Origin of the sequence: Pseudoduganella umbonata, from assembly GCF_014192225.1 — a bacterium.
Taxonomy (GTDB): Bacteria; Pseudomonadota; Gammaproteobacteria; order Burkholderiales; family Burkholderiaceae_D; genus Rugamonas; species Rugamonas umbonata.
Map to the genome: position 1 here is coordinate 252,851 of NZ_JACHXS010000010.1, position 21,896 is coordinate 274,746.

Here is a 21,896-nt window from a genome sequence, read left to right on the forward strand (position 1 = left end):
CGCATCCACCAGCCTCCGGGGAACACCATGAATGAAGGTCATCACTGGTTCAAGCAAATGCGAAAGACGGTCAAGCTGCTGTTCGGCAGCAACCTTCCCGAGCTTCCGAAGACAGCCTTCACGCTGCCTTCTTTCACACCATCCAGCAAATCGGCTCAATCCGCCCAATCCAGGCAGGCCGCATCCAGGCAAGGCGCTTTCGACCTGCCCGATACGGTCTTCGACCCGTCGCCCGCCGCCGTAAAAATTCCCGCGGGTGCCCACTTCATGAGCGGCGTCTATGCCAACGATGCGGGCAGCCGCTCCTACAAGCTGTACGTTCCCTCGTGCTGGAAAGGCCAGGCCTTGCCGCTCGTGGTGATGCTGCACGGCTGCGCGCAGAATCCCGACGATTTCGCCGCCGGCACGCGGATGAACGCGGTGGCCGAGGAGCGGCGCTGCTTCGTCGTGTATCCCGCCCAGTCGCCGGATGCGAACAATTCGCGCTGCTGGAACTGGTTCAATGCGCTCGACCAGAAGCATGGCCAGGGCGAACCGTCGATCATCGCCGGCATCACACGCGACATCATCGATACCTACCCGGTCGCGCCGGGCCAGGTGTACATCGCCGGCATGTCGGCCGGCGGCGCGATGGCCGTCATCGTCGGCACCCTGTATCCGGAACTGTTTGCCGCCGTCGGCGTGCATTCGGGCCTGCCGTTCGCGGCCGCGCGCGACCTGCCGTCGGCACTGTCGGCGATGAAGCGCGGCGCCAGCGCGCGCGAAACGAAGAGCGCCGGCCTGCCGATCATCGTGTTCCACGGCGACCAGGATACGACCGTTCATCCCGCCAACGGCGAGGAACTGATGGCACAGGGCCTGCGCAGCCACCCGCTGGGCACCAAGGCGCTGCCATCGCGCCTGGCGGGGCGCGTGCCGGACGGCTACTCGTACACGCGCACCAAGCACTGGCTGCACGACGGCTCGCCGCTGGCCGAGCACTGGGTGATCCATGGTGCCGGCCATGCCTGGTCCGGCGGCAGCCCGGCCGGCAGCTATACGGATGGCAGGGGGCCGGACGCGAGCCGCGAGATGATGCGGTTTTTCTCGACCGTGCGGGGCGGCTGAGCGCCCGCGACAGCCCGGCCGCGTTACCGCCGCAGCGCCGCGATATGCGCCTTCAGGCAGTCCGGGCACCAGCAGCCCACGGGCGGCGTGGCGGCCTGCTTCTCGTTGACCTCGGCCTTCAGGCCTGACTGCCGGGGTACCGGAACGGCCGGTGGCAGCAGCGTGCACCAGCACGGCGCTGCATCGCCGCCGGCCTGGCCGGGGGTCTCGCCAGGGGTCTTCCCATCGACCATCGCGCAGTGAAAGGTGGCGCCGCAGCGCTCGCAGGTGCTCATCGTGCCGAGGCTAATCGATCGTTCGTGGCTTGACAACTTATTTGATGCGGATTTGGCTCTATAATGCGCGTCAAAATCTTCGTTGCCGGCCAGCTGGCCGGTGGCTTGCGGTCTCCTACCGCGCTTCGCTGTAAAATCGTCCCACACTCTTTACCGGACCCGCCATGAGCCAACTGTCGAATTTGAACCTGGATGTGCCAGCCGATGACCTCGCCGCCGTTTCCCCGGCGATCAAGGCACAGATCCTTGCGGAAGCGCTGCCCTACATCCGCAATTTTCATGGCAAGACCATCGTCATCAAATACGGCGGCAACGCGATGACCGATGAGCGCCTGAAGCATGGCTTCGCGCGCGACGTGATCCTGCTGAAACTGGTCGGCATGAACCCGGTCGTGGTGCACGGCGGCGGCCCGCAGATCGACAATGCGCTGAAGAAGATCGGCAAGCAGGGCACGTTCGTGCAGGGCATGCGCATCACCGACGAGGAAACCATGGAAGTCGTCGAGTGGGTGCTGGGCGGCGAAGTGCAGCAGGACATCGTCATGCTGATCAACCACTACGGCGGCCAGGCCGTGGGCCTGACCGGCAAGGACGGCGGCCTGATCCGCGCACGCAAGATGGCCATGCCGGACAAGGAAAATCCCGGCCAGTACCTGGACATCGGCTTCGTCGGCGAGATCGACGCGATCAACCCGGCCGTCGTCAAGGCGCTGCAGGACGATGCGTTCATCCCCATCATCTCGCCGATCGGTTTCGGCCAGGATGGCCAGGCCTACAACATCAATGCCGACGTCGTGGCCGGCAAGATCGCCGAGATCCTGAAAGCGGAAAAGCTGATCATGATGACCAATATCGCCGGCGTGCAAGACAAGAACGGCAACCTGGTCACCGACCTGTCGGCCCGCGAAATCGACGAGATGTTCGCCGACGGCACGATCTCCGGCGGCATGCTGCCGAAGATCTCGTCGGCCCTCGATGCCGCCAAGTCCGGCGTCAACACGGTGCACATCATCGATGGCCGCATCGAACACAGCCTGCTGCTGGAAGTGTTGACCGAACAGGCATTTGGCACTATGATCCGGTCTCACTAAAAAAACCGGGCGGTACAAGCCGCCCGTTTTTTGCAGTGGCGCTTCAAGATCCGCGGTAAAGATGCCCTTTTAGCTCAGTGGTAGAGCACTCCCTTGGTAAGGGAGAGGCCACGTGTTCAATCCACGTAAAGGGCACCAATCTCCTCCAGCACTACGCTCCTCCAGCACTACGCTCCTCCAGCACCACGCTCCATCAGGTACCACTCTTCCTACGGTTTTTCCCGTCTCCCGGTTTTCCGCCGTCCTTCCGCCGTTCCGTTGTCAATACACCCGCTCGACCCGCAGGCCCTGCCGCCGCAGCAGTTCCGGCACGCTGTTCTTTCCCACCAGGTGCAGTACTCCGATCGCGACCACGCTCTGCTTCTCGCGCGCCAGCAATTTCGCGATGCCGTCCGCCAGCAGCGGATTACGTCCGTCCAGCAGCACGCGGCTGACGAAGCGCCCGGAGAACGTGTCGTCCGTGGCGGTCTTCTCGGCAATGCGGTCCAGTGCCGCCTGGTCGGCCGTGGCCCACGCGGTGGCGATGGCGCGCGCGTCGCTGGCCTGCTCGCTGCCGTCGATCGCGTCGATGGTCTCCTGCAGGAACAGGGCCTGGTCCGCCGTGGTCATGCGGCCGAACAGCGCCATCTGCGCCTGCACCGATTCCAGCTCGACGATTTTCTGCTTGCGGGCCCGGGCCCCGTGCGACAGCCACATTTCCACGGCGAGGTCGGTCTGGTAACCCTGCCGTTCGAATTCGCGCACCGTCAGCAGGCTGGCCAGCATCCACGGCTTCATCGGCGCCACCGAGGCGGGCGGCACGTCGTACTGGCGCAGCAGGCGCTCCAGGCGCGGCCGGTAGGGGGCGGCCAGTTCGGCCGATGCGGGCCCCCGGCCGGCCGGGTACATGCCGTACTCGCGCACGGCGCGGGCAATGTCGTCCTGGCTGCCGAGCGGATCGACTTCCAGCGCCAGCACCGCGGCGTTTTCCAGCGCCGCCATGATCTTCGGTTCGAGCGGATAAAAGCTTTTCGCCCCCACGTGGATGGTGCCGAACAGCCACGCGACGTTGCCCGCGTTGCCCGCGTTGCCCGCCGCCGGCTGCTCGATGCGGAACAGCGCGCCCCGGTTCGGAGTGCCGTCGGCCGCCATCGCCCGTGGTGCCAGTGCCGCGGTAAACACGAACAGGCAACAAAACATCACTATAATCTGGCGTCGCATGGCTACCTTTGCAGTTCCGAGAGACGTGAATATTAAACCTTTGGCCCCGGTCTGGCTGTTCGACCTCGACAACACGCTGCACAATGCGTCGCACGCCATCTTCCCGGCGATCACGGCGAACATGAACACGTACATCGCACGCGTGCTGGGCGATGGCATGACGCCGGCGCACACCGATGCCGTGAACGCCGCGCGCACGCTGTACTGGAAGCGCTACGGCGCCACCCTGCTGGGACTGGTGAAGCACCATGGCGTAAAAGCCGATCATTTTCTCGCCGAAACGCACGGCATGGAGGACCTGCTCTCGATGATCCGGCACGAGAAAGGCCTTGGCCAGTTGCTGAAACGGCTGCCGGGCCGCAAGGTGCTGCTGACCAATGCGCCGCACCGCTACTCGACGATGGTGCTGCGCCACCTGGGCATACAGCGCCACTTCTCGCACCACATCGCGATCGAATCGATGCGCGTGCATGGGCAGCTCCGGCCCAAGCCGTCGAAGCTGCTGCTGCGCAAGGTGATGCGCCGGCAGCAGGTGGCGCCGCGCCGCTGCATCCTGGTCGAAGACACGCTGGCCAACCTGCGCACCGCGCACGCGCTGGGCATGCGCACGGCATGGGTCACGCAATACCTGAAGGTGGGCGACCCGATCGGCACCGCCCACCCGCCGAAACGCCTCAACCGCCCCGGCTGGGTCGACGTCAAAGTAAAATCCGTCAAACACCTGCCGGCGCGGCTGTCCCGTTTGCGCCGCAATACCGTGATCGAATAATGCCAACCCAACCCTCCGGCCAGCGCAAGCTGCAAATCCTCCAGGCCCTGGCCGCGATGCTCGAGCATCCAAAGGGCGAAAAGATCACCACGGCCGCGCTGGCGCGGCGGCTCGAAGTTTCCGAGGCGGCGCTGTACCGCCATTTCGCCAGCAAGGCGCAGATGTTCGAGGGACTGATCGAATTCATCGAATCCTCGGTGTTCGGCCTGATCAACCAGATCACCGAACGCCAGCAGGACGGCCTGGCGCAGGCCTGCGACATCCTGGCCATGCTGCTGCACTTCGCCGCCAACAACCCGGGCATGACGCGCGTGCTGATCGGCGACGCGCTGGTGGGCGAAGACGAACGGCTGCAGCAGCGCATGAACGGCTTCTACGACCGCGTGGAACTGGCGCTGAAAGGCGCGTTGCGGCAGGCTGCCGCCGACGTCGCCGCTGCCACCGCGTCGAGCCCTGGCGGCGACCAGGATCGCGACATCGCCGCGCGCGCCAGCCTGATGGTGGCGTTCGTGCTGGGCTGTTGGCACCGCTATGCGAAGAGCGGCTTCGTCCTGTCCCCGGCGCAGGACGCGAATACGCAGATCGCGCTGCTGCTGCGCTGATGCGATGAACGCCAACTGCTTCGCCCTGCTCGACGACGCCGCGGCCGGCGGCCGCTCGCGCCTGCTCACAGGCCACGTGCGCACGCTGCGCTGCACGTCGTTCGACACGTGGCCGGCGCTGTTGCAGGACATGGAAACGGCATTGGCCGAAGGCCTGTTCGCCGTCGCGCTGTGCAGCTACGAGCTGGGCCACCACATCGTCGGCATCGCGCCGCGCGAAGCCGGCGTGCCGCTGGCACAGGTGCTGCTGTTCCGCCGCTGCGACCACCTGGACGGCGAAGCCGTGGCGCGCTGGCTGATGGCGCGGGAACAGGACCGCGGCACCGGCATCGCCGGCCTGGCCGGCATCGCGTCGAACGTCACCGAAACGGCGTTCGCGGCCGCGATCGCGCAAATCCGCGCCTATATCGCGGCCGGCGACACTTACCAGGTCAACTACACCTACCGGCTGCGCTTCGATGCATTCGGCGCGCCGTGCGCGCTGTACCAGCGCCTGCGCGCGCGCCAGCCGGTACCGTACGGCGCCCTGGTACTTGCCGACGATGGCACGGCGGTGCTGTCGCTGTCGCCGGAACTGTTCGTGCGGCGCACCGGCAATACGCTCACTGCCCAGCCGATGAAGGGTACCGCGCCGGCAGCGCTGCCGGGCCAGGCCGAAGACATCGACGGCGAAAACGCGCGACGCGCCGCCGCCCTGGCCGCCGACCCGAAGAATCGCGCGGAAAACCTGATGATCGTCGACCTGCTGCGCAACGACATCGGCCGCGTTGCCGTGACCGGCACGGTCAAGGTGCCGGCCCTGTTCGAAGTGCGGCGCTACAGCAGCGTGCTGCAGATGACCTCCACCGTGCAGGCCGAAGTACGGCAGGACGCCACGCTGGCCGACCTGTTCGCGGCGCTGTATCCGTGCGGCTCGATCACCGGCGCACCGAAGCGGCGCACGATGGAAATCATCGCCGGACTGGAGCCGGAACCGCGCGGCCTGTACACCGGCGCGATCGGCTGGTTCGACCCGCCGCGGCCCGGTGCGCCGGGCGATTTCTGCCTGAACGTGCCGATCCGCACCTTGACGCTGCAGCCGCCGGCGAACGGCGTGCGCCGCGGCGAGATGGGCGTGGGCGCCGGCATCGTGCACGACAGCGTGGCGGCGGACGAATATGCCGAATGCGGGCTGAAGGCGCGCTTCCTGACCGGCCTGTCGAACGATTTCGACCTGTTCGAAACCATGCATGCCACGCGCGAGCAGGGTGCCCGGCACGTCGAGCGCCACCTGGCACGGCTGGCGCGCTCGGCCCGCTACTTCGGTTTTCAATGGGACGAGGCGGCCGCCCGGGCCTACATCGCGATCGCCTGCGAAGCGCTGCCGCCCGGCCGCGAGTGCCGGCTGCGGCTCGCCTTGAACGCGGCGGGCGGCTTCGCGATGCAGAGCGGCCTGCTGACGCCGCTGCAGCAGCCGGTGCGCGTGCTGCTGGCCGATGCGCCGACCGCGTCGGACAACCTGTTCCTGCGCCACAAGACCACGCTGCGCGCCGGCTACGATGCAGCCTGGAAGGCGGCCGAAGCGCAGGGCGCGTTCGACCAGCTGTTCTTCAACGAACGGGGCGAACTGACCGAGGGCGGCCGCAGCAATGTGTTCGTGCGCATCGGCGGCGGCTGGCTGACGCCGCCGCTGGCCAGCGGCCTGCTGCCGGGCGTGATGCGCGCCGTGGTACTGGAAGCATGGGGTGCCACGGAAACGGTCATCACGCGCAGCACGCTGGCAGGGGCCGAGGAAATCGTCGTCTGCAACGCGCTGCGGGGCGCGCTGCGCGCCGAACTGGTCGATACGTGATGGCAGGCCCGGAGGCCGGCGTCACCTACAGGCTGACGAACGTCTGGAAGCCACCCCAGAACATGCGCTTGCCGTCGAACGGCATCGACGCCATCGTGTCTTTCAGGCGCGGATCGTTCATCACTTTTTCATTGATCGCATCGCGTTCCTCGCGCGAGTTATAGACGATCCACGAAAAGAACACCGTTTCATCGTCCTTCAGCTGCACCGCCTGTGGAAAAGACGTGACTTCTCCCGCTTTTACGTCGTCGGCAATGCACTCGCGAAACTCGAGCGCGCCGTGCTCGCGCCACACGGCGCCGGCCGTTTCGGCCATCGCACGGTACGCTTCGATCTTGTCTTTCGGGACGGGGACGACGAAACCATCGACATAAGGCATGGTGGACTCCTTTGTTGGATGCTGGATTTCGATCTCGGATTCAGGATGCGCGGCCGGGCGGCCGCGCCATGCAGCTTAGTCGACGGATGTCGTTGCAACAAGGAATGCCTTCCGGTAAGCGCCGGGCGTCGTCGCCGCCAGCCGCCGGAAGTGATGCCGCAGCGTTTCCTCCGAGCCGAAGCCGGCCCGCTCGGCCACCTGGGTCAGCGGCAGCGGCGATTCCAGCAGCTCCTTGGCAAGGGCCACCCGCTCGCGCGTCAGCCATTCGACCGGTCCCATCCCGGTGGTATCCCGAAATTGGCGCTGCAGCGTGCGCGCGCTCATCGCCGCCCGGTCGGCCATCGAGGCCACCGTGTGCGCTTGCCCCGGATGCCGCCGCAGCCAGTCCATCAGCTTCGCCAGCCGGCCCGCCTCGTCGGCCGGCATCGGCCGCGGCAGGAACTGCGCCTGCCCGCCCTCGCGATGCGGTGCCACCACGAGCCGCTGCGCCACCATGTTGCCGACGCGCGCACCGTAGTCGCGCCGGACCAGGTGCAGCAGCATGTCCAGCCCGGCGGCCGAGCCGGCGGACGTGATCACCTGCCCGTTGTCGATGTACAGCGCATCGGGCTCCACCACGATCGCCGGGTGGCGCTGCGCCAGCCGGGCGGCATAGCGCCAGTGCGTGGTGGCGCGCTGGCCATCGAGCACGCCGGCCGCGGCCAGCACGAATACGCCGGAGCAGATCGAGCACAGGCGGGCACCGCGTGCGTGGGCGGCGCGCAATGCCGCCACCAGCGCCGGCGGCGGCGCTTCATCGGCGTCGCGCCAGCCGGGAATGACGATGGTATCGGCCTTCTTCAGCAGGCCGGGCGCATAGCGCGCCTGTACGGTGATGCCGCCGGCCGCGCGGATCGGTCCCCGTTCCACGGCGCATACCTGGAAGTCGTACCAGTCCACGCCCAGTTCCGGCCGGTCGAGGGCGAACAGCTCGACCGTGCAGCCGAATTCAAAGGTACACAGGCCGTCGTAGGCCAGCGCGACGACGAGGTGGGGTTTTTTAATGGAGGAAGGTGCCATGGCGCGATCTTAACGCGGATTGGCATCCGCGCCACTGCAGCGCGGCGCCGGCCGGGCCGACAATGAAGCCTCGATACCAACCAGATGTACACAACTGCACACAAACAAGGGAGAAAACATGTCGATCGTGACCGAAGTACTCGCCGCCCCCGCCGACGCGGCGCTGGCGCATTTTGAAGGTTCGCTGCGCTTCGAGACGGATTGCTGGGACGTGCACAGCGTGCTCGGCACGCCGCAGCAGGATTTCGTGGTGCTGGACGTGCGCGGGTCCGAAAAGTATGCCGAAGGACACTTGCCGGGCGCGATCGATCTCGCCCACCGCAAGATCATCGGTTCGAAGCTGGCCGAGTATCCGGCGGATACCCTGTTCGTGACTTACTGTGCCGGTCCGCACTGCAACGGCGCGGCCCGCGCCGCCATCCGGCTCGCCAGGCTGGGGCGGCCGGTGAAAACCATGCCGGGCGGCGTGACCGGATGGCTGGACGAGGGGTTCGAACTCGTCCGCGGCTGATCAGGAAGCCAGCGCCTTCTCGATCGCCCCGACCAGGGCCTTGTCCTGCGGCGTCACCTTGCTGGGGAAGTTCTCGATCACCTTGCCGTCGCGCCCGATCAGGTATTTATGGAAATTCCAGCCGGGCGCCTTGCCGGTGGCCTTGATCAGGTCGGCGTACAGCGGGTTCGGCGCGCTGCCCGACACCACCGTCTTGGCGAACATGGGGAACTTGACGCCATAGGTGTTGAAGCACAGGTCGGCGATTTCCTTCGCCGTACCGGGTTCCTGCTTGCCGAAATCGTTCGACGGGAAGCCCAGCACCACCAGGCCCTTGTCCGCATATTTCGTATGCAGCGCCTCCAGTCCTTCATATTGCTTGGTGTAACCGCAGTAGCTGGCCGTGTTCACGACGAGCACCACCTTGCCGGCATACTGGCACAGGTCCTGCGAAGCTTCGTCCTGCAGGCGCTTGAACGATCGGTGCAGGATGGCGGGGCAGCCGGCATAGCGGGGCGCGGCCGCCGGAGTGGCTGGCGAAGCAGCCGGGGTGGATGGCGCGGGCTGCTGCGCGAACGCGGATGCCGCCGCCAGCACGCCGAATGCGGAGATGGCCGCGAACCTGGACAATATGGTCATGTCGAATCCAACGATGTGATGGTAAAAGGCCATTGTATGCTGGTCGGGCCGGTTTTTGATGCGCAGCCGAAAACACGGCGAAAACCGGTCAGACCCCAGCCTACTTCACCCTGAGCTTCGCCAGCTTCGGATCGCCCGGCGGATACGCGAGGTTCATGCCCCGCATCGTCTCCGCGAGCAGCGCGGCCACGGCGATATCCCGGTGCGGCTTCGAATCGGCCGGCACGATGTACCACGGCGCGTGGGGCGCATCGGTTTCGGCGATCGCCCTTTCGTAGGCCGCCTGGTATGCGGACCATTTCCTGCGATTCTTCAGGTCGTCCGGGTCGAACTTCCAGTGCTTCTCCACGTCGTCGATGCGGTCCTGCAGCCGCCGCCGCTGCTCGTCCTTTGAAATGTGCAGGAACACCTTGACGATCGTGGTGCCCGATTCGGCCAGCATGCGTTCGAAGTCGCGGATCTGCGCATAACGGCGGTCGGTCTCGCGGCCGTCGATCAGGTCATGGACGACCGGGTGCAGCACGTCTTCGTAATGGCTGCGGTTGAACACGGCGATCTCGCCCTGGCGCGGCACCTGCAGGTGCACGCGCCACAGGAAGTCGCGCGCGGTCTCGGCGGCGGTGGGCACGTCGAAACGCACGGGGCGAAGTCCCATCGGATTGATCTTGCGGAACAGGCGGTGCACGGTACCGTCCTTGCCGGCGCAATCGACACCCTGCAGCACCAGCAGCACCTTGCGCCGGTGCTCGGCGTACAGCATTTCCTGCAGCACCGCGATTTCCCTGTGCAGGCCCTTGCCGAACTGCCGGTCCGCATGCTCGTCGCCGCTGCACAGCGGCGTGAGCGCCGCGTCCTTGTCGGCCAGCTCGGGCCGGTCGACAACGCGAAACAGTTTGCAGGCCTTCATCCATGCTCCCGTGGATAGCGCTGCGCGGCCACTTCGCGCAGCGTCGCCAGCATCGCTTCCGCGCCGGGCGACAGGCGATGCTGCTTGCGGGTGACGATACCATACAGGTCCATCGTCAGGCCCAGGTCATACGGGAGAACGGTGATCATCCCCATGTCCAGGTAGGGCTGCACCAGTTCGGCCGGCAGCGCCGATATCATGCGGCTGCCGGCCAGCAGGTTGACGATGACGGGCAGCGCCATCGCTTCCACGGTGTCCGACGGCGGCTCCAGGCCATGCGACAGGAACAGCGCCGTCAACCGGTCGCGCAGCACCGAGCCGGCCGGCGGCACGATCCACGGCTCCCTGGCCAGGTCGGACGGCGCCAGGTCGGTGCGCGTGGCCAGCGGATGGCCGGCACCGGCGATCAGGCTGTGCGGCTCGTTGGTGATCGGTTCGAACAGCAGTTCGCCGGCGGCGTTCGAGTCCTGCACGCGGCCGATCACGATATCGAGTTCCCCGGCACGCAGCTTGTCGGTCAGCAGCTTGCTGGTGTCGACGGTGACGGACACGCGCACGCGCGCATGGCGCGTCTTGAGCAGCTTGATCGCATCGGGCAGCAGGCCGGCCGATGGCGTCAGCACCGCGCCGATATTGACCTTGCCGGACAGGCCGGCCAGCAGCTCCATCACTTCCTGGTGCGCCGCATCCATCTCCGCCAGCGCGGCGCCGGCACGGCGGATCAGCACTTCGCCATACCAGGTGGGCAGCACGCCGCGCGGCAGCCGTTCGAACAGCTGCACGTTCAGCGCGTGTTCCAGTTCGGCCAGCAGCTTCGAGGCGGCCGGCTGCGTGAGGTTCGCCGCCTGTGCCGCGTGGAGAATCGAGCCATGGCGGCCAAGTTCCACCAGCAGCACGAGCTGGCGCATCTTCAGGTGGGAGCGGACGAATCGGTCGGAAAGAATGTCGTGCATGCAGGGTGACGCGATCGGAGGCAAAACCGGGTGCAAATCCCCGGTGCGTCAGCCATGATAGGCCGCTACCCTGCCTCCGTCAATCGCAGCGCTGCCGTGTTCACTCCTTGCGCACGGGCGGCGTATGCTTGCGCCACGCATCGAGCACCGGCAGCGCGCGACCCTTGAAATCGAACATCGTGGTGTTCGACACCACGTTGGCACCCGGCTTGCCGTCGGCGTCGCGCACCGCCCAGCCGGTACCCGGAACCTCGATCATCACCGGGTCCCAGTACAGCACGCCCAGCACGCGGTCGGTGCGGCGCAGCGCGCCCAGCAACTCGTCGATGAACGCGGCCTGGCCCTCGGGGGAACTCATGGATGCCGGATACGGGCCGTTGTCGGACAACTGGCCGGCATGGCCGTTCGGCAGGACCGGCGACCAGTTGAAGCCTGTCTCCATCACGAACAGGTCGCGGTCGTAGTGCTTCGTGATCTCCTGCGCGAAAGCGGTGAACTGGGCGACGTTGCGCTTGGTCCAGAACGGGTAGTACGAGGCGCCGATCACGTCCCACTTCACGCCCAATTTCTGCAGGTGGTCGAAGTAATGGCGGTACTTGGCCACGTTGCCGCCGTCGTCCAGGTGGATGATCACCCGGCTGGCGGGCGATACGGCCTTCACGCCGTCGTAGCCGGCCTGGAACAGCGCGCCCAGGCGCGGCCAGTTTTCATCGAGCGTCTTGCCGCCCAGTTTCCCGTACGGGTACAGCATGCCGCCCTCGGTCTCGTTGCCGACCGAAACGAATTGCGGCGTGGTGCCCTGCGCCTTCAGCGCCGCCATCACTTCGCGCGTGCGCTCGAACACCAGCTGGCGCAGCCGCTCGAAGCGGGCGTTGTCGTCCGGGAGTTTATCGAGCTCGGCGCGCCACTTCGCCGGCACGATCTGCGTCTTGCTGTTGGTCCAGAAGTCGCTGTAGTGGAACGTCAGCTCGATCTGCATGCCGAGGTCCGCGCTGCGGCGCGCCATCTTCAGCAGGTCGGGCAAGTCCATCGAGCCGGCCGGCCAGTGCCAGCCTTCGTTGCCGGTGCCGGGGCCCGGGCCTTCATACAGGCGCAGGCGGGCGATGTTGTGGCCGGAGGCGCGCAGGATCTGCAGCGCGTCGCCGGGCTTGCCCTGGCGGTCGCTGAAGACGGCGCCGTGCTTTTCCATCAGCGGCAGCACCGAGTAATCGCCGCCGGCCAGCAGCGGTTCGTTGGCTGCCGCGGGCAGCATGGCGCACAGCGAGGCGCCCAGCAGCGCGGCCAGCGCGAAGGGGCGGAATGAGAATGTCATCATCTTTGTCTCCGGTATTTGATGGTTGTATGGCGGGTCGTATATCGTTGGCCAGAGCCGAAAAAAATGGCCGCGCCGGTCGGTGCGGCCATCAGCCACGCGGGTGCGTGGATCGGCGTGAATGCGGCATGCGGCGGGCGCTGGCGAATCGCTGCGCCGGCCGCATGCCGTCTTCCGTTACAGGTTCGCTTGCAGGCTCAGGCCGAAGCGGCGGTCGTCGGCGTAGCGGCCGAACTGCGTGCCGGTGACGCCGTAGTAGCTGCTGCGCGACTTGCGGGTCAGGTTGCTGACTTCGAATGCCACCTTCAGGTTCTTCGTCAGCTGGTAGCTGGCGTAGGCATCGACCAGGCCGTAGCCGTTCATGTACGCCGGCGTCTGCGACATCGTCGCGCCGTTGTTCACGTAGTAGTTCTCCGTGCCGGCCAGGTACTTGCCGCGGTAGTTGTACGCCAGGCGCAACGCGACGTCGTTCCAGTCATACATGCCGACGATGTTGTAGCTCTGCTTCGACAGGTTTTCCAGCGCGGTCTGCTGGCCTTCCAGCGGACCCGGCGCCTTGCTGTGCACGTAGGTGAAGTTGGCTTGCAGGCCCAGGCCCTTCCAGTAGCCCGGCAGGTTCGTGAAGAAGCCCTGGTAGCCGATTTCCAGGCCCTTGATCGTGCCGTCGTTGCCGTTCGACGGCGTGCGCACCGCATACGTGGTGTCGCCGTACTTCACGTCGCTGGTGGTGGTCTGGATGAAGCCGTCGACCTTCTTGTAGAACGCCGCGGCGAACACGTAGTCGCTCTGGCTCAGGTAGTACTCCAGCGTGGTGTCGAACTGGCGTGCCGACAGCGGCTGCAGGTCCGGGTTGCCGACGAAGCCGGTACGGTTGTTGGCGTCCAGCGACAGGCTCGGGGTCAGCTGGTTGAAGTCCGGCCGGGTCACCACTTTCGAGGCGGCGACGCGGGCGATCAGCTTGTCCGTCAGTTCCATGCGCGCGTTCACGCTCGGCAGGAAGTCGTCGTCGGTGGTATCGGCCTGGCGCGTCACGTAGCCGTTGTTCTGCAGTTCCTGCCAGCGGCGCTCGGTTTTCGTGCGCACGTAGCGCACGCCGAAGTTACCGGTCACTTCCTTGCCCAGCAGTTCGGATTCGAAGTCGGCCATGCCGTACAGCGCCTGGGTCTTCTCGCCGAAGTCGAAGGTCTGCCCCGCATCGAAGGCCGGCACCGCCAGGCCCAACGCGTTGCGCACGGTCTGCGGGTCGCGCAGCCAGTCCAGGTTGGCGATCGACAGCCACTGTTTCGGGATCGTGCCGGCGCCTTCGCGGTGCAGCAGGTCGCTGTACGGAATCGTGCCGATCTGGCTCGCCAGGCCCGGCAGCGCGCCGCCCACGGGGCCGGTGCCGCCGGCGTTCCAGATGTCGTCGATCGTGTTGATCTCGGAGCTCGATGCCTTGCGGTCGGTCAGGCGCACGCCCGCCTTGATGCGCGGGATCAGGTCGCTGTCCAGGTTGCGCTCGACGTCGCCGCGCCACGTGGTCTCGCGGCCTTCGTTCTTCTGGCGGAAGTACAGCGCCTTGCTGGCCCAGTACTGCGATGGCGTGACCAGGTCGTTCGGGTTGGCCAGTTCCGGGTAGGCGGACGGCAGCTCGGTCGTCAGGTCATACGTGAATGCCGGGCTGCTGGTGCCCACGCCCAGGCGCACTTCCTGGTAGAAGCGCTCGAAATTGCTCTTGGTGTAGCCCAGCTCGGACTTGACGGTCCAGCCGTTGGCGCGCCACGAACCGCCGATCGCCAGCTGGCGCGTCTTGGTGTCGTTGTCGCCGATGTAGCCGGAGGTGGTCAGGTCGGCGCCGTAGAACGTGCCCTTGGTGACATTGCCGTTCTCGGTGGTGACGCTGCCGCGTGGCCACATGGCGCCGGCATTGGTCTCGGCCGACCAGTTCGGCCAGTACGGCGAACCGTAGAAGCCGTAGGTGTCGGTCTTGCTTTCCAGCTTAGTGAAATTGGCGTCCAGGTACAGCTCGACGCCACGCATCGGGCGCCACTGCAGCGACGAATTGATGCCGGTGCGTTCGCGTTCGCCCATCTCGTAGGAATACCAGGCGCCGATCGGCGCGTAGGCGCCCGTACCGTCAGCCAGCTGGGCCGGCGGATCCAGTTCCTGCATGTCCGAACGGTAGTCGCGCTTCTGGTGCGCGATCGAGATCAGCGCGCCGAAATCCTGGCCGTTCAGTTTCCAGCGGTTCGACACGAGCAGCGAGCCTTCGCCGTTGCGCTTGTCCGCGTAGTCGGCATTGGTGGCCTTGACGGTCCCTGCCACTTTCAGGCCGGCGAAGTCGAACGGCCGGCGCATGCGCAGGTCGATCACGCCGCCGATGCCGCCTTCGACCTGTTCGGCCGTCGGGCTCTTGTACACGTCGGCGCCGGCCAGCAGTTCGGACGGCACGTCCTGGAACGACAGGCCGCGTTCCTTGCCGGCCGTGAAGATGGAGCGGCCGTTGACCAGCGTCTGGGTCTGCGACAGGCCGCGGATCTGCACCCGGTCGCCTTCGCCGCGGCTGCGCGAGATCTGCACGCCGGTGATCCGTTGCAGCGCTTCGGCCACGTTCGAATCGGGCAGCTTGCCGATGTCGTCGGCCACGATCGAGTCGACCACCTGGTCGGCGTTCTTTTTCAGGTCCTGGGCCTTCTGCAGGCTGGCGCGCATGCCGGTCACGACGACCTGCTGCGTTTCCGCCGCTGGCGCGGCCGGGGTGTCGGTGGTCTGGGCCAGTGCCGGCATCGCGCAGATGGCCGCGGCGATGGCGATCGCGTGGCGGCGACCTGGTTGCTTGGTGAAGTTCATGCTTTCTCCGATGGTGTGATAATTTTTTATGGGGTGGCGGTGAGCTCGACGGTGACCTTGTAGACAGGTACCAGGCTCACTTTATTGACGCGCGCGACCTGCGCCTGCGCGCCGAATTCGGGACGTGCTTCTTTCGGGATGTAGACCGGGGCATCGGCACGCAGCGGCAGCACCGCCAGCGACAGTTCCTCTTTCGCAGCCAGCGCCTTCAGGCCTGCCTGCCAGCCGTAGCCGCTGTAGTACCAGTCGTCGGCCAGCCGCGTGCCGTCGAACAGGCGGCCGATGTCGCCGGTGAAGTCGATCTGCAGCAGCGCATCGTCGACGTGTTTCAGGGCATCCGGCTGCACGTCGATGCGCCAGGTGGCGGCGCTGCGCCAGGCTTCCGGGATCGGCTGGATGGCCGCCTTGGCGAGGCCGCCCTTCATTACCGCCGGTGCCGGGCGCGCTTCGCGCAGCGGCGTGGCGGTGGCCGTCAGCCGCACTGCCGGCAGCGTGGCTTCATAAGCCTGGAATACGCCGTCTTTGCCCCGCGCGGTAAATGGATGCCGGGCTTTCGGCGCACGCTTTGGCGCCGGGTAGACGGCGAAGCGCAGCGTCGGTTCATCGACGGAGCGCAGGTGCAGCTTGCCGCCTTCGAACCACGCTTGCTGGCTGCTCAGTACCAGGCGGCGCTGGCCGCCGATCTCGCCGCCGATCTCGCCAATGACCAGCTGGCGCGACTGCTCGGCCGTCAGCACCAGCAGGTGGACCGGCCTGGCGCCGGCGCGGCGGATCGTCAGCGCGCGCGACGTGCCCGGCGTCACGGCGAGGATCGTGGCGCCCTGTTCGGTAACGCCGCTGGCGGACGTCTCCACCGTCGCACCGCCGGCTTCCAGCGCCAGCTCGACGGGAACGCCGGCGGCGGCGGCAAACACGTACGTGATGCCATCGGCACCGCCATCGAGACGGGCGACCGGCTGTGCCGTCGCATAGCGCAGGCGCGTGCCGTCCAGGTCGAAGTTCACCGGCCAGATCGCGTAGGCGCCGTTCGGCACGGTCACGGCCTGGCGCGGGAATCGCACCGTGCCGCCGGCCAGTTTCACGTCGAACTGCAGCGACTGCGCCGGCATCGGGTACTGGCGCACGTGGTTGTTGACGAACACGAAGGCGCTGTCGCCGCTGCTGCGCACAGCCACCCGCGGCGTGCGCAAATCCTGCGTTCCGGCCGGCGTCACGTCGGGCTTGCGGACCGTCATCGGCGCCAGCCGGTCGCCGAAGCCGGCGATGAAATAGTGGAACGGGCGCAGGTAGCCGAGCACGGGGCGCTGCTGGCCGTCCGGGCCCAGCGGCGCCTGGAAGTCGTAGTTGATCGCCGGCGTGTCGTTGTAGCCGCCGCTGATGCTGCTTTCTTCCAGCGTGGTGCCGCCGACCGGGTTACGGCCGCCGTGGAACATGTAGTAGCCCATCAGGTTCACGCCGGACCCCAGCTGCACCGGCAGCATCGAGGCGATGTCGTCCGGCGAGACCACCGGGCGGCGGCGGTACATGAACGGCAGGCCGGCGCCGTATTCGGCGCCGAGGAACGGCGTCTTGTCGATGTCCGTCTCGGCGGTGCCGGGGCCGTGCGATTTTGTTTGCGCACCCAGGTCGCCGGACACGCGGCTGTCGAAGCGGAACGCGTAGGTTTCCTTCGGCGGCAGTTCCGTGGTGGACACGGCCCATGGCTCGTCGACATAGCCGCCGAACACGGGCGTGACCTGGCCGGACGGATACTGCGCGCCATCCCAGCCGGTGACGGTGTAGTACGGCACGTCCATGCCCGCCTGTAGCGCCAGCTTCTTCAAGGTGGCGATATGGCCGGCGCCCTCGCCTGGGCCGCTCAAGTTGTACTCGTTTTCCAGCTGCAGGCCGATGACGGGGCCGCCATCCTTCCACAGGCTGCCCTTCAGCTGCGCGCCGATTTCGCGGTACAGCCGCGCCACGTGGCGCAGGTACTGCGGATCGTCGCCGCGCGTGCGCATGCCGTCCACCACCCAGTCGGGGATGCCGCCATAGCGCACTTCGCCGTGCACCCACGGGCCGACGCGCACGACGGCCTTCAGCCCCAGCTTGCCGCACAGTTGCACGAAGCGGCGCAGGTCGCGATCGCCCTTCCAGTCGAACGCACCATCCTTCGGTTCGTGGTGATTCCAGATCACGTAGCTGGCCACGACGGTGATGCCGGCCGCCTTCATCTTTGCCAGTTCCGCTTCCCACGTTGCCGCCGGGCTGCGCGAATAGTGGAACTCGCCCATCACGGGCATCCACGGCTGGCCGTCGAGCGTCAGGTAGCGGTTATTCGCGCCCAGTGCGCTGCCTTTCGGTGTCGTCGCGGTACCGAGCTGCAGGTGGCCGCTCACGGGTGCGGCAGCCGGTGCCGATGCGTCCACGCCGATGACCTGCGCGGCATGCGTGCCGCACATCGCCAATGCTGCCGCCAGCGCCAGTGCGGGCCGCGTCAAATGCTTGCTCATCCAGTCTCCAGGTAATCGGTTCCGGCAACGCCCGCTGGTCGCGGGCGCGTCGCCGGTTGGCAGGGTGTGCTTTATCTACAGGGTGTGCTTACAGGGTGTGCTCTACTTCTGCTTCCAGGCGTCGACGAAAGCCTTTGCGTTGGCGGCAACGGATGCGGCATCCATGCCAGGTTTATACAGGGCGGACCCGAGTCCGAAGCCGGCAACGCCGGCGGCGCGGAAGTCTGACATATTGTCAGGAGTAATACCACCCACCGGAAGCAATTTGTTGTCCTTAGGCAACACCGCACGCATGGCACGGACCACGGCCGGCGTGATCAGTTCGGCCGGGAACAGCTTCAGGGCATCGGCACCGGCCTTCAGCGCGGCGAACGCCTCGGTGGGCGTGGCCACGCCGGGCACGCAATACATGCCGGCCGCCTTCGCGGCGCGGATCACTTCCGTATCCGCGTGCGGCATCACGATCAGCTTGCCGCCGGCATCGCGCACGCGCGCCACCGCCGCCGTCTCCAGCACGGTGCCCGCGCCCAGCACGGCATCGGCCGGCAGGCTGCGCGCCAGGCGCGCGATCGACTCGAACGGCTCGGGGGAATTGAGCGGCACTTCGATCAGGCGAAAGCCGGCGCCATACAGCGCGGCGCCGATGCCTTCGGCTTCGTCCGGGCGCAGGCCGCGCAGGATCGCGACCAGCGGCAGTGTTGCAAATGCTTCGTCGAATACGTTCATCGGAACCCTTCAGGTTTCAAGCGGCAGCAGGCCTGCCGCGTGGGCCAGTGCCAGCAGCCCCGCGGGGGCCGTATTATCCAGCACGAGGTCGGCCGGCCGCTGGAAACGGTGCAGCGCCACCTGGTAGCGGGCGCACAGGTCGGGCGCGCCCACCAGCGCCAGCGGCTGCGCGCCCAGGCCGGCCATTGCACGCCACTGCAGGCCAGCGCGCAATTCGTGGCCGATCAGCAGGCCGGACAGGTAATCGGCCAGCATCTCGTGCGGCAGGCGCCCCGTGACGCCGAGGCTGCGCGCGGCAAACATCTGGTGCGGCAGCCCCAGCTCGCCATGGTCGCGCGCCGCGTCGACACCCTGCACGAACGCATCCGGATCGACCGGCACGTCGTCCGGCATCAGGCGCCCCAGCACCGAATGCTGGCGCAGCACGGCATATAGCTCGCCCGTCATGTGCGTAGCGAAGCGCACGATGCGGCCAGCGCAGATCTGCGCCCATTTCGAGTGGGTGCCGGGCATGACCACGCAGCTGGAAGCACGCAGCGTGTCGTGCAGGTGCAACGCGCCGACGACCTGCGTTTCCTCGCCGCGCATCACGTCCGGCGGCAGGCTCGTGTCGTCGAACAGCACGCCGGGCACGATGTAGGGTCCATTATCCTGGCCGCCATCGGGGCGGCGCAGGCCGGCGGCCAGCGCGTCGCTGCCGGCCGGGCAGCGCGCGTACGGCACGTCCAGCCAGCCGTGCGCGCTGCCGACCATGCCGCAGGCCAGTACCGGCACACCCGCATGCGCGGCGCGCCAGGCGCCGGACACGTCATCGAACGCCGCGGCAAACGCCTCGTGGCCGGACAGCGTGGAAGCCCCCTTGTCCGCCTTGCGTTCTTCCAGCACCGTGCCGTCGGACGCGATCAGCCACGCGCGCAGGCTGGTGCTGCCCCAGTCCAGGCCGATGAGCGCGGGCGTGCTTACCATTCCGCCACGCTGCCATCGGGGTGGCGCCACACCGGGTTACGCCAGTCCGGCGGATTCTGGCTGGCGGCGATGACCCGTTCCTCGTCGACGATCACGCCCAGGCCCGGCTTGGGCAGCGGCGGGAAGTAGCCATCGGTGATCTGGAAGTCTTCGCGGTTGACAACGTAGTCGAACAGCTCGGCGCCCTTGTTGTAGTGGATGCCCATGCTCTGTTCCTGCAGCACGGCGTTGTGCGATACGAAGTCCACCTGCAGGCACGAGGCCAGCGCCACGGGGCCCAGCGGGCAATGGGGGGCGAACGCCACGTCGTAGGCCTCGGCCATCGAGGCGATCTTCACGCATTCGGTAATGCCGCCGGCGTGCGACAGGTCCGGCTGCACGATCGAGATGCCGCCACGCTGGAACACGTGCTTGAATTCGAAGCGCGAGTACATCCGCTCGCCGGCGGCCAGCGGAATCGACGTGTATTCGGCCAGGCGCGGATAGTACTCGGCCTGCTCGGCCAGCACCGGCTCCTCGACGAACAGCGGGCGGTGCGCTTCCAGTTCGCGCAGCAGCACTTTCGCCATCGGCGCGGCCACGCGGCCATGGAAGTCGATGCCGAATTCGATCGTGTTGCCGAACGCTTCGCGGATCTGCGCGATACGGCTGACGGCGGCATCGACGGCCGATGCCGTATCGATGATGCCCAGTTCCTCGGTGCCGTTCAGCTTGAACGTCTGGATGCCGATCTCGCGCAGCGTGAGGATGCCGTCGATGACATCGGCCGGGCGGTCGCCGCCCACCCAGCTGTACATCTTCATCTTGTCGCGCACGCGGCCGCCCAGCAGTTCGTAGACGGGCACACCGAGCGCCTTGCCCTTGATATCCCACAGCGCCTGGTCGATGCCGGCGATCGCGCTCATCAGGATCGCCCCGCCCCGGTAGAAGCCGCCACGATACATCACCTGCCACAGGTCGTTGATGCGGGTCGGGTCCTGGCCCACCAGGTATTCGCTCAGTTCGTTGACGGCCGCTTCGACGGTCCGCGCGCGGCCTTCGATTACCGGCTCGCCCCAGCCGGTGATGCCTTCGTCAGTTTCGATCTTCAGGAACATCCAGCGGGGCGGCACCCGGTACAGCGTGAGCTTGGTGATTTTCATGTCGGCAGGGGGAATGTGGTCAGGCCAGTGTAGCGCGATCAGATAGACATGAAATATTGATTATTCATCAGAACGTATATCAAATTTACATATCTGGCTGTGTCGGACCACCCATGCAAAAAAGATTAAAAATCGCTTGCAATTAAATCGCACGCTACTTATACTTCAGTCCATGGGTTGACGCAGCAAGCAGCAAGCAGCAAGCAGCAAGCAGCGGCAGCCAGGCAGCAACGCGACGCCGGGAAAATCCCGGCACAGTGGAACCAAACAAGTAGCACGCTATTTAATCGAACGTTATTAACTTACACTTGCTAGGAGATCACCATGAAAGCCATCAAAACCATCGCCCTCGCCCTGTCGATCATCGGTTCCGCATCGGCTCTCGCCGCGCCGGCTGCCCCGGCCGCCGGCGTCAAACCGACCGTCATCCTGGTCCACGGCGCGTTCGCCGATTCGACCAGCTGGAACGGCGTGGCCGCGAAACTGCGCGCCGACGGCTACACCGTGATCGGCGCGGCCAACCCGCTGCGCAGCGTGAAAGGCGATGCCGCTGCCGTGGCCACGATCGTGAAAAGCGTCAAGGGCCCGGTCGTGCTGGTTGGCCACTCGTACGGCGGCGCCGTGATCTCGGCCGCGGCGTACGGCCAGTCGAACGTGAAGAGCCTGGTGTACGTGGCGGCATTCGCACCGGACCAGGGCGAGACGGCACTCGAACTGTCGGGCCGCTACCCGGGCGGCACGCTGGGCCCGGCACTGGCCGAGCCGGTGGCCCTGCCGGACGGCGGCAAGGATTTCTACATCCAGCAAGACAAGTTCCACCAGCAGTTCGCCGCCGACTTGCCGAAAGCCCAGGCCGAACTGATGGCGGTTGCACAGCGCCCGATCGCCGAAGCGGCGCTGACCGAAGCGGCCGGCACTCCTGCCTGGAAGAACGTGCCGTCGTACTTCGTCTACGGTACCGCCGACAAGAACATCCCGGCAGCGGCACTGCAGTTCATGGCCGACCGTGCGCAATCGCGGCAGACCGTGGCGATCCCGGGCGCTTCCCACGTGGTGATGACGTCGCACCCGGCCGCCGTAGCGAAGCTGATCGAAACCGCCGCACAGGCCAAGTAATCTCGCCGTAC

Annotated in this window: 20 protein-coding genes and 1 tRNA gene; 8 read left to right on the top strand and 13 right to left on the bottom strand. The window is 66.6% G+C overall.

Features of this window, described 5'->3' with window-relative positions; genetic code table 11:
- The first annotated feature begins 57 nt into the window (after window positions 1-57).
- Entirely contained in the window at window positions 58-1,107 is a 1,050-nt protein-coding gene (locus tag FHS02_RS23610; protein WP_175424881.1) for an extracellular catalytic domain type 1 short-chain-length polyhydroxyalkanoate depolymerase, read from the top strand.
- Window positions 1,108-1,130: 23 nt separating this feature from the next.
- Here the strand turns inward: FHS02_RS23610 and FHS02_RS23615 are convergent, their stop codons facing one another.
- Entirely contained in the window at window positions 1,131-1,382 is a 252-nt protein-coding gene (locus tag FHS02_RS23615; RefSeq protein WP_137315503.1) for a cysteine-rich CWC family protein, read from the bottom strand.
- A gap of 164 nt (window positions 1,383-1,546) precedes the next feature.
- Here FHS02_RS23615 and argB point away from each other — a divergent pair, with 164 nt between their 5' ends.
- Window positions 1,547-2,473, top strand: coding sequence for an acetylglutamate kinase (gene argB / locus FHS02_RS23620; protein WP_137315502.1), 927 nt, complete (start codon window positions 1,547-1,549; stop codon window positions 2,471-2,473).
- Window positions 2,474-2,536: 63 nt separating this feature from the next.
- A tRNA-Thr gene (locus tag FHS02_RS23625) sits at window positions 2,537-2,611 on the top strand.
- A gap of 123 nt (window positions 2,612-2,734) precedes the next feature.
- On the opposite strand, the gene FHS02_RS23630 is transcribed toward FHS02_RS23625, so the two are convergent.
- Window positions 2,735-3,652: a TraB/GumN family protein gene (locus FHS02_RS23630; protein ID WP_137317592.1), complete on the bottom strand. Its 918-nt coding sequence runs from the start codon at window positions 3,650-3,652 to the stop codon at window positions 2,735-2,737.
- Window positions 3,653-3,671: 19 nt separating this feature from the next.
- On the opposite strand from FHS02_RS23630, the gene FHS02_RS23635 reads away from it, so the two are divergent.
- Genes FHS02_RS23635 through FHS02_RS23645 form a run of 3 tightly spaced genes read left to right on the top strand, consistent with a single transcriptional unit; the run spans window position 3,672 to window position 6,875 of the window.
- Window positions 3,672-4,442, top strand: a complete 771-nt coding sequence (locus tag FHS02_RS23635; protein ID WP_137315501.1) for a pyrimidine 5'-nucleotidase — start codon at window positions 3,672-3,674, stop codon at window positions 4,440-4,442.
- Window positions 4,442-5,044 (top strand): nucleoid occlusion factor SlmA, encoded by a 603-nt coding sequence (gene slmA, locus FHS02_RS23640; protein WP_137315500.1) that lies wholly within the window; start codon window positions 4,442-4,444, stop codon window positions 5,042-5,044. The genes FHS02_RS23635 and slmA overlap by 1 nt, the downstream gene beginning before the upstream one ends.
- 4 nt (window positions 5,045-5,048) lie before the next feature.
- Window positions 5,049-6,875: a chorismate-binding protein gene (locus tag FHS02_RS23645; RefSeq protein WP_137315499.1), complete on the top strand. Its 1,827-nt coding sequence runs from the start codon at window positions 5,049-5,051 to the stop codon at window positions 6,873-6,875.
- 25 nt (window positions 6,876-6,900) lie between these two features.
- Here FHS02_RS23645 and FHS02_RS23650 read toward each other — a convergent pair whose 3' ends face one another.
- Both FHS02_RS23650 and ftrA read right to left on the bottom strand, forming a co-directional pair.
- Window positions 6,901-7,254, bottom strand: a complete 354-nt coding sequence (locus FHS02_RS23650; RefSeq protein ID WP_137315498.1) for a DUF1428 domain-containing protein — start codon at window positions 7,252-7,254, stop codon at window positions 6,901-6,903.
- Window positions 7,255-7,329: 75 nt separating this feature from the next.
- Window positions 7,330-8,313, bottom strand: a complete 984-nt coding sequence (gene ftrA / locus FHS02_RS23655) for a transcriptional regulator FtrA (protein WP_137315497.1) — start codon at window positions 8,311-8,313, stop codon at window positions 7,330-7,332.
- 118 nt (window positions 8,314-8,431) lie between these two features.
- Between ftrA and FHS02_RS23660 the strand changes: the two genes are divergently transcribed.
- Window positions 8,432-8,824: a rhodanese-like domain-containing protein gene (locus FHS02_RS23660; RefSeq protein ID WP_137315496.1), complete on the top strand. Its 393-nt coding sequence runs from the start codon at window positions 8,432-8,434 to the stop codon at window positions 8,822-8,824.
- Here the strand turns inward: FHS02_RS23660 and FHS02_RS23665 are convergent, their stop codons facing one another.
- From FHS02_RS23665 to dgoD, 9 genes are all read right to left on the bottom strand, one after another.
- Window positions 8,825-9,442, bottom strand: coding sequence for a glutathione peroxidase (locus FHS02_RS23665; protein ID WP_137315495.1), 618 nt, complete (start codon window positions 9,440-9,442; stop codon window positions 8,825-8,827).
- Window positions 9,443-9,542: 100 nt separating this feature from the next.
- Complete coding sequence (locus FHS02_RS23670; protein ID WP_137315494.1) at window positions 9,543-10,349, bottom strand: PPK2 family polyphosphate kinase; 807 nt, start codon at window positions 10,347-10,349, stop codon at window positions 9,543-9,545.
- Complete coding sequence (locus FHS02_RS23675) at window positions 10,346-11,302, bottom strand: LysR substrate-binding domain-containing protein (protein ID WP_137315493.1); 957 nt, start codon at window positions 11,300-11,302, stop codon at window positions 10,346-10,348. Before FHS02_RS23675 ends, FHS02_RS23670 begins: the two co-directional genes overlap by 4 nt.
- A 100-nt stretch (window positions 11,303-11,402) precedes the next feature.
- On the bottom strand, window positions 11,403-12,617 hold the full coding sequence (locus tag FHS02_RS23680; protein ID WP_137315492.1) for a glycoside hydrolase family 53 protein: 1,215 nt from the start codon (window positions 12,615-12,617) through the stop codon (window positions 11,403-11,405).
- A gap of 174 nt (window positions 12,618-12,791) precedes the next feature.
- Window positions 12,792-15,443: a TonB-dependent receptor gene (locus FHS02_RS23685; RefSeq protein ID WP_137315491.1), complete on the bottom strand. Its 2,652-nt coding sequence runs from the start codon at window positions 15,441-15,443 to the stop codon at window positions 12,792-12,794.
- Window positions 15,444-15,469: 26 nt separating this feature from the next.
- Window positions 15,470-17,935 (bottom strand): beta-galactosidase, encoded by a 2,466-nt coding sequence (locus tag FHS02_RS23690; RefSeq protein WP_137315490.1) that lies wholly within the window; start codon window positions 17,933-17,935, stop codon window positions 15,470-15,472.
- A gap of 102 nt (window positions 17,936-18,037) precedes the next feature.
- Window positions 18,038-18,661, bottom strand: coding sequence for a 2-dehydro-3-deoxy-6-phosphogalactonate aldolase (locus FHS02_RS23695; protein ID WP_137315489.1), 624 nt, complete (start codon window positions 18,659-18,661; stop codon window positions 18,038-18,040).
- A gap of 9 nt (window positions 18,662-18,670) precedes the next feature.
- Window positions 18,671-19,627 carry a 2-dehydro-3-deoxygalactonokinase gene (locus FHS02_RS23700; protein WP_137315488.1) on the bottom strand — a complete coding sequence of 319 codons (957 nt, stop codon included), beginning with the start codon at window positions 19,625-19,627 and terminating at the stop codon, window positions 18,671-18,673.
- On the bottom strand, window positions 19,621-20,769 hold the full coding sequence (gene dgoD / locus FHS02_RS23705; RefSeq protein ID WP_183444266.1) for a galactonate dehydratase: 1,149 nt from the start codon (window positions 20,767-20,769) through the stop codon (window positions 19,621-19,623). The genes FHS02_RS23700 and dgoD overlap by 7 nt, the downstream gene beginning before the upstream one ends.
- Window positions 20,770-21,093: 324 nt before the next feature.
- Between dgoD and FHS02_RS23710 the strand changes: the two genes are divergently transcribed.
- Window positions 21,094-21,885, top strand: coding sequence for an alpha/beta fold hydrolase (locus FHS02_RS23710; protein ID WP_137315487.1), 792 nt, complete (start codon window positions 21,094-21,096; stop codon window positions 21,883-21,885).
- The last annotated feature ends 11 nt before the right edge of the window (window positions 21,886-21,896 follow it).